At 67.9% G+C, this 13,880-nt stretch carries 15 protein-coding genes and 1 other RNA gene; 8 read left to right on the top strand and 8 right to left on the bottom strand.

Annotated elements, in window-relative coordinates; translation table 11 throughout:
- Positions 1-90 precede the first annotated feature (90 nt).
- The 3 genes from ACZYX4_RS11435 (at position 91) to ACZYX4_RS11425 (ending at position 1,982) form a co-directional block, all read left to right on the top strand.
- Positions 91-1,071, top strand: coding sequence for a 1-phosphofructokinase family hexose kinase (locus ACZYX4_RS11435; RefSeq protein ID WP_463875924.1), 981 nt, complete (start codon positions 91-93; stop codon positions 1,069-1,071).
- Positions 1,068-1,214 carry a hypothetical protein gene (locus tag ACZYX4_RS11430; protein ID WP_463875922.1) on the top strand — a complete coding sequence of 49 codons (147 nt, stop codon included), beginning with the start codon at positions 1,068-1,070 and terminating at the stop codon, positions 1,212-1,214. Before ACZYX4_RS11435 ends, ACZYX4_RS11430 begins: the two co-directional genes overlap by 4 nt.
- A gap of 129 nt (positions 1,215-1,343) precedes the next feature.
- The gene (locus tag ACZYX4_RS11425; protein WP_463875920.1) at positions 1,344-1,982 is read left to right on the top strand and encodes a hypothetical protein; all 639 of its coding nucleotides are present in this window, start codon (positions 1,344-1,346) and stop codon (positions 1,980-1,982) included.
- Here the strand turns inward: ACZYX4_RS11425 and ACZYX4_RS11420 are convergent.
- The 5 genes from ACZYX4_RS11420 to rnpB all read right to left on the bottom strand — a co-directional run bounded on the left by ACZYX4_RS11420 (position 1,900) and on the right by rnpB (position 7,091).
- A complete protein-coding gene (locus ACZYX4_RS11420; protein WP_463875918.1) occupies positions 1,900-2,703 on the bottom strand; it encodes an HNH endonuclease family protein in 804 nt (267 codons plus the stop codon). The genes ACZYX4_RS11425 and ACZYX4_RS11420 overlap by 83 nt on opposite strands.
- A gap of 129 nt (positions 2,704-2,832) precedes the next feature.
- The gene (locus ACZYX4_RS11415; protein ID WP_463875916.1) at positions 2,833-3,042 is read right to left on the bottom strand and encodes a hypothetical protein; all 210 of its coding nucleotides are present in this window, start codon (positions 3,040-3,042) and stop codon (positions 2,833-2,835) included.
- A gap of 78 nt (positions 3,043-3,120) precedes the next feature.
- Positions 3,121-4,617, bottom strand: coding sequence for a glyceraldehyde-3-phosphate dehydrogenase (locus tag ACZYX4_RS11410; protein WP_463875915.1), 1,497 nt, complete (start codon positions 4,615-4,617; stop codon positions 3,121-3,123).
- Between the two features lie 306 nt (positions 4,618-4,923).
- Positions 4,924-6,534: a GMC family oxidoreductase gene (locus ACZYX4_RS11405; protein ID WP_463875914.1), complete on the bottom strand. Its 1,611-nt coding sequence runs from the start codon at positions 6,532-6,534 to the stop codon at positions 4,924-4,926.
- A 163-nt stretch (positions 6,535-6,697) separates the two neighbouring features.
- Positions 6,698-7,091, bottom strand: an RNA gene (gene rnpB / locus ACZYX4_RS11400) — RNase P RNA component class A.
- A 72-nt stretch (positions 7,092-7,163) separates the two neighbouring features.
- On the opposite strand from rnpB, the gene ACZYX4_RS11395 reads away from it, so the two are divergent.
- A complete protein-coding gene (locus tag ACZYX4_RS11395; protein WP_463875913.1) occupies positions 7,164-8,039 on the top strand; it encodes an alpha/beta hydrolase in 876 nt (291 codons plus the stop codon).
- Positions 8,040-8,102: 63 nt separating this feature from the next.
- The gene (locus ACZYX4_RS11390) at positions 8,103-8,867 is read left to right on the top strand and encodes a YaaA family protein (protein WP_463875911.1); all 765 of its coding nucleotides are present in this window, start codon (positions 8,103-8,105) and stop codon (positions 8,865-8,867) included.
- A 65-nt stretch (positions 8,868-8,932) separates the two neighbouring features.
- On the opposite strand, the gene ACZYX4_RS11385 is transcribed toward ACZYX4_RS11390, so the two are convergent.
- Together ACZYX4_RS11385 and ACZYX4_RS11380 are read right to left on the bottom strand one after the other, a co-directional pair.
- Positions 8,933-9,670 (bottom strand): zinc ribbon domain-containing protein, encoded by a 738-nt coding sequence (locus ACZYX4_RS11385; protein ID WP_463875909.1) that lies wholly within the window; start codon positions 9,668-9,670, stop codon positions 8,933-8,935.
- Between the two features lie 123 nt (positions 9,671-9,793).
- The gene (locus tag ACZYX4_RS11380) at positions 9,794-10,711 is read right to left on the bottom strand and encodes a Nif3-like dinuclear metal center hexameric protein (RefSeq protein WP_463875907.1); all 918 of its coding nucleotides are present in this window, start codon (positions 10,709-10,711) and stop codon (positions 9,794-9,796) included.
- A gap of 79 nt (positions 10,712-10,790) precedes the next feature.
- Here ACZYX4_RS11380 and msrA point away from each other — a divergent pair, with 79 nt between their 5' ends.
- The 3 genes from msrA (at position 10,791) to epsC (ending at position 12,941) form a co-directional block, all read left to right on the top strand.
- Complete coding sequence (gene msrA / locus ACZYX4_RS11375) at positions 10,791-11,315, top strand: peptide-methionine (S)-S-oxide reductase MsrA (protein ID WP_463875905.1); 525 nt, start codon at positions 10,791-10,793, stop codon at positions 11,313-11,315.
- A 68-nt stretch (positions 11,316-11,383) separates the two neighbouring features.
- A complete protein-coding gene (gene cysK / locus ACZYX4_RS11370) occupies positions 11,384-12,319 on the top strand; it encodes a cysteine synthase A (RefSeq protein ID WP_463875903.1) in 936 nt (311 codons plus the stop codon).
- Positions 12,320-12,356: 37 nt separating this feature from the next.
- A complete protein-coding gene (gene epsC / locus ACZYX4_RS11365) occupies positions 12,357-12,941 on the top strand; it encodes a serine O-acetyltransferase EpsC (protein WP_463875901.1) in 585 nt (194 codons plus the stop codon).
- Positions 12,942-12,971: 30 nt separating this feature from the next.
- Here the strand turns inward: epsC and ACZYX4_RS11360 are convergent, their stop codons facing one another.
- Positions 12,972-13,805, bottom strand: a complete 834-nt coding sequence (locus ACZYX4_RS11360) for an oxidoreductase (RefSeq protein WP_463875899.1) — start codon at positions 13,803-13,805, stop codon at positions 12,972-12,974.
- Between the last annotated feature and the right edge of the window lie 75 nt (positions 13,806-13,880).

Raw genomic sequence — 13,880 nt, 5'->3', positions numbered from 1 at the left:
CCTGCCGCGCCCATTCTCCCGGAGCGGCCGGCTGCCCACAAGGGGGCGTCATGCCGGACACCGGCAGCGCCATGCTCCTATGCTTGGGCCATGGAAGCCCCCAGACCGATACCGATGCAGCCCATCCTCACGCTCACCATAAACCCCGCCCTGGACGTCAGCACCACCACGGAGCACGTCAGCAGCGGCCACAAGCTCCGCTGCAGCACCAGCCGGTTCGACCCGGGAGGCGGCGGCGTGAACGTGTCCCGGGTGGTGCAGCGCCTCGGTGGCCGCACCCTGGCGGTCTACACCGCCGGCGGACCCACCGGCGAGGCGTACCGCCGGCTCATCGAGGCCGAACGGGTCCCCACCCTGGCCGTGCCGATCCAGGGGAGTACCCGCGAGGACTTCACGGTCGATGAGGCGGCGACGGGCAAGCAGTTCCGCTTCGTCCTTCAGGGCCCCGAGTTGAGCGAGCCCGAATGGCGCCTGTGCCTGGCGGCCGTAGCGGATTCGATTCCGGTTGGCGGGTACGTCGTGGCCAGCGGGAGCCTTCCGCCGGGGGTTCCGGACGATTTTTACGCCCAGGTGGCCCGGCTGGCACGGCTGCAGGATGCGCGCTGCATCGTGGACGCCTACGGGCCCGCCCTCGCCGAAGCCCTCGCCGAAGGGGTGTTCCTGGTCAAGCCGAGCCGACGGGAGCTGGGCCTGCACTTCGGAACGACGCTGGAGAGCGATGAAAGCCAGGTCGAGGCTGCCGCCGGACTGGTTGCGGACGGCTCCGCGGAGCATGTCGCCCTGACCCTGGGCGGCGGGGGTGCCGTACTCGCCTCGAAATCCGGGATTATGCGGCTGGCCGTGCCGCAGGTGCAGGTTCGAAGCACCGTGGGAGCCGGCGACAGTTTCCTGGCCGCCTTCGTGCTCCGACTGGCGCAGGGCCGCACCCTCGAGGAGGCGCTCCGGGCCGCCGTCGCCGCCGGAAGCGCCACGGTGACGACCGTGGCCACCGAACTCTGCAGCCGCGAGGACGTCGAACGGCTGGAGGCGCAGCTCACGGCCCAGGCCCTCGACGTGGGCCCCGGACGGTGAAACCGGCGCCGGCCACAACCCTGGCGGTCCTGGCCCGGCACGACGTGGAGCTGGGCTGGACCCGGGTGGGCTGGACCCGGGTGGGCGGCGGCGCGGACCGCGGCGGCCCGGAGACCGCCGGCCCCGTCAGGCCCGTCATCTGAGCGGACACGGATCCCTTGTCCGGCTCCGCCCCCGGTGGGACTATGGGCCGGTGCAGATGGTGTCGACGCGGACATCATTGGCGCTATCGTCGCGCTCTCACCGCTGGCGCATCTGGCGGGCTATCGGCCGTGTCAGCTGCGCTGGGGAGCGACGGCGGGCGAGGTCAGCGCCCGGTTCCCGGGGACGGCATCCTGCCCCGGCCGCAGTGGTCGGCCACCCGGGCCGTGACGATCGGAGCCCCTGTTGAGGACGTCTGGCCCTGGCTGGAGCAGATGGGGGCCGGGGACCGCGCCGGCTGGTACAGGTACGACGTCATCGACAATGGCTGCGTGCCCAGCGCCACCGAAATCCGCCCTGACTGGCGTCTCAAGGAAGGTGACACCGCGCGCCTGACCGCCGGCTCGCCCGCCGGTTTCCGGGTGGAGTCGATCGATCCGGGCCGGTCGATCGTGTTCGCCTACCGGGAGCGGAACGGCACGGTGACCGCCGCCTTTGTGCTGCTTGCCTCCGGTGCCGGCCGGCGCCGCCTGTTGCACCGGGTCCGGTTCCGGGTTCGGCCGACGCCGGCGGCGCTCGTTTGGGCGGCGCTGATGGATGCCGGCGACTTTGTGATGTCCCGCCGTATGCTCCTGGGCATCCGCGCGCGAGCAGAATCCAGCTCCCGTGGAAATCCGCGGCTGGACGCTACTGGGCAGCCGCGACGATCGTCTGCTGCCCGGGGCAGGTGGCGAGGATCCGGTGCATCGCATCCTTCTCCGCCGGAGTGACCCACAGCCAGTAGGCGGCCTTGACGGAGATCTGCCGGGCGACGTAGTGGCAGCGGAAGGCCTTGTTCGGGGGAAGCCAGGTGGCTGCGTCAGAGGCGCTCTTGTCCTGGTTGGCCGGGCCGTCGACGGCGATCAGATTTAACGGATCGTTCGCCAGGGACGTCCGCTGTGCGGCGGTCAACTGCTGGGCACCCTTTTGCCAGGCATCCCCCAGCGCCACAACATGATCGATCTGCACCGCCTTGCTGCTCCCGGCTCCCCTGCGGAACGTGAGCTGGCGGCCGGTGTAGGGTTCCCGGAAGGTTCCGCCGGCCACCCGGCAGCTGGAGTCCGCGTCGAACTCGGTGCCCGCAAGGTCGCGGCGGAGGATGTCGTTGCGCGTGTCGCAGCCGTTGCGGTCCACGTCCAGCCAGGCCTGGCCGAAGGCGCTGCGGTCGTAGTTGTCCCGGCCCGCCCGGCCCTTGACCGGGAGTGTGTCCAGCAGCGCCGCCGCGGCGTCCCGTGGCACGTGCCGCACCGCAGGGACGGGGTTCATCCAGCCGGCCGCCAGCACCGGCGCTTCTCGGGGTCCGTCTGCGGGCGGCTCGACGGCGGCAAACTGCCCGGCGGTGAAAAACCAACCGAGACCCGCGACGACAGCGAGTGCCGCGGCGGCCAGCAGGGCCCACGCCTGGCGGGACCGCCGCCGGTCCCGCCGGAACTCCGGCCATGTGTGCGTCAACCCGGCGCCCGGGAAGCGTGATGTGGTCCCGTGCGTCCCGGGTCGGGGAAAATTGTGTCCACTCCTGAAGCCTAGGACCGGCAGCCGGCGCCGGAGGCGTTGTCCACAGTGTGGAGGACAAGGGGTCCGCTAGTTCTCCCTGGTCACCCGCACCAGGTCTTCGTTGGCGAGGGCCATCAGGGATTCGAGTTGCTGGACCCGTGCCTCGTCGACCTCACCGACCGCGTGTTTGGCGCGGGCGTCGTCGAGGAGCCTTTTGGCTTCTTTGACGTTCCGCCGCGCAACGTCCAGGGCGTGTTCCAGTGTGGTTTCGTGCTCCACAGCCGAGTTCTGTTCCATTGCACCATTGTGGTGCCCTTTCCCGGCCGATTCCAGAGGATCGGCCGGGAAAGATGGAACAGATTAACAGAGGTCGCGTCAGGCCGTGACCTCGACGGGCAGGCCGGCTGCCTCCAGGATTGCGGCCGCGTCCTTGGCGGGGAACGACGGCGGGTTCACGCCGGCCATTTCCTCCATGACGCGGACCACCTGGCAGCTGTAACCGAACTCGTTGTCGTACCAGACGTAGAGCACAAGGTTTTTATCGTTGGAGATGGTGGCCAGGCCGTCGACAATCCCTGCGCGGCGCGAGCCGACGAAGTCCGTGGAGACAACCTCGGGCGAATCGATGTAGTCGATCTGCTTCCGCAGTTCCGAGTGCAGCGACATTTCCCGCAGGTAGTCGTTGACCTCGTCCTTGGTGGTGCCGTTTTCCAGGCTCAGGTTCAGGATGGCCAGGGACACGTCCGGGGTGGGGACGCGGATGGAGCTGCCGGTGAGCTTGCCCAGCAGTTCCGGCAGGGCCTTCGCCACGGCCTTGGCGGCACCGGTCTCGGTGATCACCATGTTCAACGCGGCGGAGCGGCCGCGGCGGTCGCCCTTGTGGAAGTTGTCGATGAGGTTCTGGTCGTTGGTGAAGGAGTGGACCGTCTCCACGTGGCCGTGCACCACTCCGTAGCGGTCGTTGATCGCCTTGAGCACCGGGGTGATGGCGTTGGTGGTGCAGGAGGCCGCGGAGACGATCCTGTCCGAGTCGGGGATGGTGCCGTGGTTGATGCCGTGCACGATGTTCTTGATGTCGCCCTTGCCCGGAGCGGTGAGCAGCACGCGGGAGACGCCCTTGCTCGACAGGTGCTGGGACAGGCCCTCGGCGTCGCGCCAGCGTCCCGTGTTGTCGACGAGGAGGGCGTCGTGGATTCCGTAGGCTGTGTAGTCAACCGTGGCGGGGTTGTCCGAGTAGATGACCTGGATCTGGACGCCGTTGGCGGTGATGGTGTCGTTCTCGAGGTCCACCGTGATGGTGCCTTCGAACGAGCCGTGGACCGAGTCACGGCGCAGCAGGCTGGCGCGCTTGGCGAGGTCGTTGTCCGAGCCGCGCCGGACCACAACGGCGCGCAGGCGCAGTCCGTGCCCGCCACCGGCCTTTTCGATCAGGAGGCGGGCCAGGAGCCGGCCGATGCGTCCGAAGCCGTAGAGGACGACGTCGGTGCTGGTGCGGTCGTCGCGGCCGTGCTTGCCGACAACGTCGGCGAGCTCCTCGCGGAGGAACGCGTCCAGGGTGGCGCCGTTGCCCTCGAGGCGGTACTTCTCGCTGAGGCGCGCAATGTCGATGGCTGCGGCGCCGAGCTCCAGTTTGGTCAGGGCGTCCAGCAGCGGGGCGGTCTCCTCAAGACGCAGTTCTTCCTTGCTCATCCGGCGGGCAAAACGGTGTGCCTTGAGGATGTTCATGGTGGACTTGTTGATCAGGCTGCGGCCGTGGATGGACGTGACCACGTTGTTCTCGCGGTACAGCCGGCCGATCACCGGGATCATGGCCTCGGCGAGCGCCTCCCGGCCCATCCACGTATCAAGACAAGAATCTGACGTCTGGCTCACAGAAATACCTTCCTAGAATCCACCACATACGGCGTCGTATGCGGATGTCGGCTGCCGGAGGGTGTCCGGAACCTCGGCGCCGGCAGGGATTCGGTCCACCCCGGGCGCCTGTGTCGAGCAAAGAAAAACCACCGGCTGCGAACGCAGACCCGGCGGCAGAACTTCTACGTTCACCACCAGTCTACCGGCGGCCCCGCACGGTCCGGCCCCCGGCGGTGCGTGAAATGACTCACACGGATTTGGGGGCCGGCTGAGCCGGGGCGATGTCCACGATTGGGGCTCTCGCGGCAGCGGTCTCTAGTCCACCTACCGGGCGTCCTGGAGGATCATATCGACGGCCTTTTCCGCGATCATGATCGTGGGCGCCTGCGTGTTGGCACTTATGAGCCGCGGCATGATCGAGGAGTCCACCACGCGCAGTCCCTCGAGTCCGTGGACCTTCAGCCGCGGCGAGACCACGGATTCATCGGTGGTTCCCATGGAGCAGGTACCGACCGGGTGGTAGGAGGTCCGCCCGAAGGAACGCACGAATTTCACATACTCGTCGCGGGTTTCCACCCGGCTGCCGTCGCCGATGTGCTCCGCCTTGGTGAGCGCCGCCATCGACGACTGCTCCATGATCTCGCGGCTCTGCTGCACCCCGGCGATGGCCATCTCAAGGTCGTAGTCGTCGGCGAGATAGTTCGGATCGATCAGCGGTGCCTTGCTGGGATCCGAGGACACCGGACGGACGGTACCCCGGCTCCGCGGCCGCAGGAAGTACGAGTTTAGCGTGGCACCGAATCCGGGCTTCAATGCCGTGGCGGCCGTCCCCACCCGCGCGGCGGGCAGGAAGTGGAACTGCAGGTCGGGGGTCTTTTCCTCCTTGTTCGCGTAACTGAAACCGCCGGCCTCGACCAGGGTTGATGCGAACGGTCCCGAACGGAAGGCAAGGTATTCGACGCCGGCCAGGGCCGTGGCCGGGCGCACCTGACTAAACCGGTCCAGGCTGTGGCGGTCCGTGAGTTCGTAGACGATGTCGACGTCGCAGTGGTCCTGCAGGTTCTTGCCGACGCCCGGCAGGGCGTGGACGGTCTCAATGCCGGCAGCGGCGAGATCCGCCGGGTCGCCGATGCCCGAGAGCTGCAGCAGCTTGGGTGAACCGAAGGCGCCGGCCGAGATAATCACCTCGCGCCTGGCGCTGTACGTCCGCACGCTGCCGCCTTCGATCGCCTGGACTCCGACGGCGCGGCCGTTGCTGATGATCACTTTGGAGACGGTGACGTTGGCGCGGACTGTGAGGTTGCGCCGCTTGCGGGCGGGCCGGAGGTAGGCGACGGCCGCGCTGCACCGGCGGCCGTTCTTCGTGGTGGTCTGGTAGAAGCCGACGCCGTACTGCTCGGCTCCGTTGAAGTCGCTGTTGTAGGGCAGCCCGAACTCCTGGCCCGCTTTGACGAAGGCCGCCGAGAGCTTGTGCGGGCGCAGCAGGTCGGAGACTCCGAGCGGCCCGGTGGTACCGTGGTGCGGCGCCGAGAGCCGGCTGTTGGACTCCGAGCGGACAAAGTACTTGTTCACCTCGTCAGCGGACCAGCCCTCGCAGCCATAGTCCGTGACCCAGCTGTCATAGTCCTCTGCCACCCCGCGGGTGAAGACCTGGGAATTGATGGACCCCCCGCCGCCCAGCACGCGGCCCTGGGCGAGTGGGATGCGCCGGCCGTTGCTGTGCTTTTGCGGGACGCTCGCGTAGTCCCACTGGTACGGTCCGCCCTTGAGCTTCGGGAAGCCGGCAGGGACGTGGATGAACGGATGGCGGTCGGATCTGCCCGCCTCGAGCAGAAGGACGCGGACGGAGGGGTCTTCGCTGAGCCTGCCGGCAAGGACGCTGCCGCCGCTGCCACCCCCGGCAATTACGTAGTCGTATGCTGCCTCGTCCGACACAGTTACCCCTAAACATTTCGCTGATTGCACCGTTGCTTGAAACGCTCCCTGCAGTCTCGGGTCCCGCAGGGTTTATGTCAAGCATTCGGGTCAGCCCGTATCCGCGATGGCAGAAGGCCCTCGGCAGCGGAAAACGGTGGCAGGGCAATCCCTGCGGTGTGAATGGATGGGTTGACCGATACGCCGGGTTCTGTGTTCCCGTACCGTTGCCAGCGCGGGAGTAGCGGCCATCCATCTACGAACGCCGTTGCCGGCGCCCTCCAGCAGCCTACCCGGACACTCGGGCGGGCAGCCCTCAAACGTGCCCTGTCTGGCCTTGCTCCGGGTGGGGTTTACCTAGCCTTCCCGGTCACCCGGGAAGCTGGTGGTCTCTTACACCACCGTTTCACCCTTACCTGCCCTGCGGCCCGTGCACGCACGCGCCGCATGCAGGCGGTCTGTTCTCTGTGGCACTGGCCTGCGGGTTACCCCGAGTGGGCGTTACCCACCACCCTGCCCTGCGGAGCCCGGACGTTCCTCGAGCCACTTGCGTGACGCGCGGCCGCCTGGTCAACCCATCCGCTGTCCATTCTACGGTCAGCGCGGACCCGTCCGGGTACACCTCCGGCTGCCGAGCCTATGATCGGGGAATGGAGGATTCCGTTCTCAGCCGGCGCCGGCTGCTTGAGCTGGCAGGAATCGGGCTTGGCGCCTCAGCGCTCGCGGCCTGCACCGACAGCGCCATGCCACCGGCCCCGCCCGCGCCGGGGGCGTCCCATGCCTCTCCCGCCGGCCCGGTGACGGTCCGGACCAGCACAGGATCATTCGTCTCGGCCTTCCGCCCAGGGATCGCCAGCCACTGGTCGCTGGCCGCACCTGCAATGCCGCCCGGCGGCACGCAGCCCGAACTTCCGGTGGCGGTGTTCCTTCATGGACTCGGCAGCAGCCACACCGCCCTGCTGGATGGATTGGCAGCCCACAAGGCCCTCCAGCGGCACCTCGACGCCGGGGGCGCACCGTTTGCCCTCGCCGCCGTGGACGGCGGAAACACCTGGTGGCACCCCCGCGCCGACGGCAGCGACACCCAGGCGATGCTGGTACAGGAATTTGTTCCGTTCCTCGGCAGCAAGGGTTATGACCTCGGCAGGATCGGCCTCTTCGGCCTCTCGATGGGAGGCTTCGGCTCGCTCCTGCTCGCGTCCCAGGGCCACCTGCCCGGGGTCCGGGCCGTGGCGGCCATGAGCCCGGCGGTCTGGGAGAACTACGACTCCTGCATGGACACCGCCTTCGACAGCCCGGGCGACTTCGCGGCCCACGATGTGTTCGCGCTCCGGCCCCGCCTCGCGGCGCTGCCCAAGCGGATCGACTGCGGCACCGGGGACGGGCTTGCCGCGACCGTCCGTGAGTACCGGGCGGACCTTCCGGGCTCCGCCGAGGGCGGCTTCCAGCCCGGAGGTCACGACGACAGTTACTGGCGTTCCATCCTGCCCGAGGTGTTGTCCTTCCTCGGCCGCAACCTCGGCTGAGTCCGCGGCCCTGGGCACCGGGGCTGCGCTCTTCCGGCAGCGGGCCGCCGCTAGGATTGGACAGTGCTGATTCTGCTGCCGCCCTCCGAAGGCAAGACCCCCGCCACGGCCGGCGACGCCGTCGACTGGACCACCCTGAGTTTCCCCGGGCTGAACACCTGCCGGGCCAAGGTGCTGGAGGGCCTCGGAACGGTCAGCGCCCACGAAGACGCCCTGGCGCTCCTGGGCGTCGGCGCCACGCTGCGGGCCGACGTCGAACGCAACACGCGGCTGCACGCCGAGCCGGCGGCGCCCGCCCACCAGGTCTACTCCGGGGTGCTGTACGACGCCCTGGACTACAACTCCCTGACGCCCGCGCAGCGGAGGAAAGCGGACGGGTGCGTACTGGTCATTTCAGCGCTCTGGGGTGCCATCCGCTTCGGCGACCGTGTGCCCGCCTACCGGCTGTCGATGGGCACCGCACTGCCCGACGTCGGACGCCTGGCGTCCTTCTGGAAGCCGCAACTCAATGTGGCCCTCGCGGCCGCCACGGAAGGCGAACTGCTGGTGGACTGCCGCTCCAGCACCTACGCCGCCGCGTGGACTCCCCCGCCGGCGCAGACCGTCGCCGTCAACGTGTTCACCGAGGTCAACGGCGCGCGGAAGGTGGTCAGCCACTTCGCGAAGCACACCCGGGGCGAACTCGCCCGGCACCTGCTGGCCCGCCGGGGCAAGGCGCCGCAGACTCCCGCCCAGCTGCAGCAGGCGGCTGCCGAGAAGTGGACCGCCGAACTGCTTGACGGCACGGCCCGGAAGCCGCACACCCTCAACCTGATCCTGCCCAACTAACTCGCAGTTCCGGCCGTTCTGACAACGCCCGCCCAAACGGCCACAACTGCGAGCCGGGTGGGTGGTTAGGCCCACTCGGCGGAGCGGACCAGGATGCAGCCGGAATCCGGGCAGAACACGATGTCGTCCTCGGCCGCAGCCTTGATTTCGGCGAGGTCACCGGGGCTCAGCTGCATGCCCGAGCCCTCAGAGGTTCCGTGGAAGAGGCGGGCCGCACCGACTCCGCGCTTGGCCAGGGTCTTCTCGTAGATCGCCAGCAATCCGGCATCCAGCCCCTCGGCGAACGCGGCACGCTTGCCGCGGACCACCGTGGCCTCGGCGGCGATCTCCGCGATCTGTTCGTCCAGCCCGGCGCGGATGGAGCCGAACGAGCCCTGGATGTCGTCAACAATCTGCTGCTGGCTTCCCTGGCGCAGCCGGAGCAAATCCAGCCGCTCCAGGACTTCCAGCTCCACGTCCTCAAGGTCGGAGCGGCGCTTGTTCAGGGACACCAGGTCGCGCTGCAGGGCCACGAGGTCCTTGGACAGGCCGGTGCCGCTGTTGAGCCTCGCCTCGTCGCGTTCAATCCGCGACGCGACCTGCTCCACGTCCGCCTCGGCGCGCTTGAGCTCAAGTTCGGCGTCGTGGACCGCCACCTTCGCGGCACCCAGTTCACCGGTGGCCACGCCCAGGGCTGCTTCAAGATCGGTGATCCGGGAGTCGCTTTCAAGGCTTCGGCGGCGGTTGGACAGGGATTTGAGCTTCGCATCAAGTCCCTGCAATTCGAGCAACTTCAACTGTTCCGCCGGTGCTGCCTTGGCCACTATTTACCTCCGCTTGTTCCCTGCCGGCCGGAGCCGGGCACCTATTCGGCGCTCCCTAGACTCTAGCGCCTAGCGTACTCCCCAGCCTCGCTGCGCTCACCCGGGGCCCCTCGCACGCCAGGCTTAGCCCGGAGTCAGAATGAAGTCCCACGGATCGCTGTTGGTGGTACTGACCCGGATCTCGACGTCATGCCCATGGTCGCTGAGCACATTGCCCAGAGCCCCCGCCGCGGCCGGCAGCCACAGCCACTCGCTGGCGAAGTGGGAAACGTCGACCAGGTACGGCCTGTCGTTGACGGCCGACTCCCGGGCTTCCGACGCCGGATGGTGGCGCAGATCCGCCGTCACGTAGACGTCGGCGTCGCTCGCCCGGACCTCGCCGAAGAGGGAATCCCCGGCGCCGCCGCAGACCGCCACGCGGCGGACCAGCCCGTCCCGGTCCCCGGACACGCGCACCCCGCCGGCGACCGAGGGCAGGATGCCGAAGACGCGGGCAGCAAATTCGCCCAGGGTCAGGGCGTCCGGCAGGTCGCCGACCCGCCCGATGCCTTCTTCCGGCAGCCCGTTGGCGGCCGGGGTCAGCGGGGCCACGTTCTGCAGGCCGAGCGCGTCGGCCAGGACATCCGAGACGCCGCCGACGGCGGAATCACCGTTGGTGTGCACCGTCAACAGCCCGGTCCCCGACTCAATCAGGCGGTGCACGGCCCGGCCCTTGGCGGTGGTTGCCGCGACCGAGGTGACTCCCTTGAGCAGCAGCGGATGATGGGTGATCAGCAGTTCCGCGCCGAATTCGATGGCCTCCTCGATCACTTCAAGGGTGGGATCGACGGCGAAGAGGATCCTGTTCACTCCGGCGGAGGGGCGGCCGGCCACGAGGCCCACTTCGTCCCAGTCCTCGGCGAGCGATTCGGGCCAGAGCTCCTCGGCGGCCAACAGGATCATGCCCAGGGTGGGTGTCCCGGGCGTGCCGCCGGATCGTGTGCCGGTGGCGTCGTTTCCTTCGGAAGGGCCAGCTGAAACGTCGGTGTTTACAGGTTCCATACCCCCATTTTTACCCTATAGGCAGGTCTGCCCCGCAGACGTCGGGAATCATCGGGGCCCTTCAACCATTGAAGAGAGCATGAGAACTTTTGTCCTCGGCGGAGGCTGCTTCTGGTGCCTCGACGCCGTTTACCAGAAAACCAAGGGTGTCAGCGCGGTCGTTTCGGGCTACACCGGAGGCCATGACCGCAACCCCGACTACTACGCAGTCTGCTCCGGAACCACCGGCCATGCCGAGGTGGTGGCGGTGTCGTTCGATGAGGAGGTCGTCCCCGCGGAGGTCATCCTGGACATGTTCTTTGTCCTCCACGACCCCACCACGTTGAACCGTCAGGGCTACGACGTCGGAACGCAGTACCGCTCCTCGATGTTCTATGAAACGACCGAGGAGAAGATTTTCTTCGAGGAGGCGATCGAACGGAACCAGCCGCTCTGGGCGCATCCGATCGTGACGGAGGTCAGCCGGCTGCCGGTGTTCCACCGGGCGGAGGAAATCCACCAGGACTACTACGGCAAGTTCCCGGAGCAGGGCTACTGCCAGGTGATCATCAATCCGAAGCTGGCCAAGGCCAGGAAATATTACTCTGCATGGCTTAATTCTTAACGGGGGCCCGCGGGCCCTCGTTAGGCTGACCTCAGCATTCCCTCTTCAACAGACAGGCACAGACACCCATGGCACGGATCTATGACGATGTTACCCAGCTGGTCGGCGGCACGCCGCTGGTCCGGCTCAACCGGCTGACCGAAGGCCTGGACGCCACCGTGGCCGTCAAGCTGGAGTTCTACAACCCGGCCAACAGCGTCAAGGACCGCATCGGCGTCGCCATCGTGGACGCCGCGGAGAAGTCCGGTGCCCTTAAGCCCGGCGGCACCATCGTCGAAGGCACGTCCGGCAACACCGGCATTGCCCTGGCCATGGTGGGTGCGGCCCGCGGCTACAGGGTCATCCTGACGATGCCGGAGACCATGTCCACCGAGCGCCGTGTCATGCTGCGCGCCTACGGTGCCGAGATCGTCCTCACGCCCGGTTCCGAGGGCATGCGGGGCGCCGTGGAAAAGGCCCAGGAGATCGTCGCCAACACGGAGAACTCCATCTGGGCCCAGCAGTTCGCCAACGAGGCCAACCCCGAGGTCCACCGCCAGACCACGGCCGAGGAAGTCTGGTCCGACACCGACGGCAAGGTGGACATCTTCGTCGCCGGGGTCGGCACCGGCGGAACCGTCACCGGCGTCGGGCAGGTGCTCAAGGAGCGCAAGCCCGAGGTCCAGATCATCGCCGTCGAGCCAAAGGACTCCGCCATCCTCAATGGCGGCGCTCCTGGCCCGCACAAAATCCAGGGCCTCGGCGCGAACTTCATCCCGGAGATCCTGGACACCAACGTCTATGACGAGGTCATCGACGCCACCCTCGAGGACTCAGTCCGCGTGGCCCGCGAACTCGGCGTCAAGGAAGGCATCCTCGGCGGCATCTCCTCCGGCGCTATCGTCTGGGCAGCCTTGGAACTCGCCAAGCGCCCGGAGAACGCCGGTAAGCTGATTGTTGCTATTGTCTGCGACTTCGGTGAGCGTTACATCTCCACCGTGCTGTACGACGACATCCGCGGCTGAGTCCAGCCCTGTCCCAAGATTACGTAGAAAGGTCTTTGTGAGCTTTTTCGCAAGACTGAAGGAAGACCTCGAGGCCGCCCGGTCGCACGACCCTGCGGCCCGGGGTTCTTTCGAGAACTTCTTCGCCTACCCCGGCCTGCACGCGATCTGGGCGCACCGCCTGACGCACCGGCTGTGGCAGAATCCGGCGCTGCGCTTCCCGGCCCGGCTGCTCTCCCAGCTGGCCAGGTTCTGCACCGGGATCGAGATCCACCCCGGCGCCACGATCGGCCGCCGCTTCTTCATCGACCACGGCATGGGCGTTGTCATCGGCGAGACCGCCGAAATCGGCGAGGACGTCATGATCTACCACGGAGTGACCCTCGGCGGCCGCTCCCTGGCCAAGGTCAAGCGCCACCCCACTCTTGAGGACCGCGTCGTGATCGGCGCCGGAGCCAAGGTCCTGGGCCCCATCACCATCGGGCGGGACAGCGCCGTGGGCGCCAACGCCGTGGTGGTCAAGGACGCGCCGGCAGAGTCGATCCTGACGGGCGTGCCGGCCACGTGGCGGCACCGGGACGCCCAGCGGGAGACCAAGCCCGCCGTCGACCCGGCCGAATACCTGATCGAATACCGGATCTGAGCGGAACCGGCACCCGGCGGACGCTGGACGCTACGAGGGGAACCGCTTGTAGATGTTCCAGATCACGACGTCGAAGGCCCGGTCCGGCAACAGCCGCCGCAGCAGCAGGATGCCCCGGGCGCCCTTGCCCACCGGATAGCGCGTCTTGGGCTTCGGGGACGTCGCGGCGTGGACGATGGCATCGGCAATGACGTCCGGGGACGTGGACATGCTTGAGTCCACGGTGGACGCCAGCGCCGCGGCCACCACCTTCGCCTGGTCCATGTAGGGCCCGCGGCCGGACGTGGCCAGCAGGCTGTCGCCGGAGATGGCGCCCCACTCCGAGGCGGTTCCGGACGGCTCGATGATGGACACGTCGATGCCGTGCGGCTTGAGTTCGATCCGCAGTGAATCGCTCAGGCCCTCGACGGCGAACTTCGTGGCGTGGTACCAGGCACCCAGCGGCTCATACATCTGTCCGCCGATAGAGGACACATTGATGATCCTCCCCCGCCCGGCGGTCCGCATTCCGGGGAGCACCAGCTGGGTCATCCGCGCCAGTCCGAAGAGATTGACGTCGAACTGCCGCCGCCCCTCGGCCAGCTCCACTTCCTCCAGCGAGCCGTAGGAACCGTAGCCGGCGTTGTTCACCAGGACGTCGACCCGGCCGTGGGCGGCAAGGACCTGTTCGACGGCGGCTGTCATGGATTCCTCGCTGGTGACGTCCAGCGCCACGACCGTCACTCCGTGGGCCTTCAGGGGCTCCATTTTCTCGACGCGGCGGGCACCGGCGTAGACGGTGAAACCGCGGGCCGCGAGCTTCCAGGCGGTCTCGTAACCGATTCCGGTGGAGGCTCCGGTGACAAATGCTACGGGCTGGGTCATCTGCTGCACTCCTGGGACGCTGACGGGAACGGTTGCTGTGACTGACACTGCGTGAGCGCCGGGACGGAATCCGGG

The organism is Pseudarthrobacter leeuwenhoeki (genome assembly GCF_055412885.1).
This window is presented reverse-complemented; position numbering and strand designations above follow the sequence as displayed.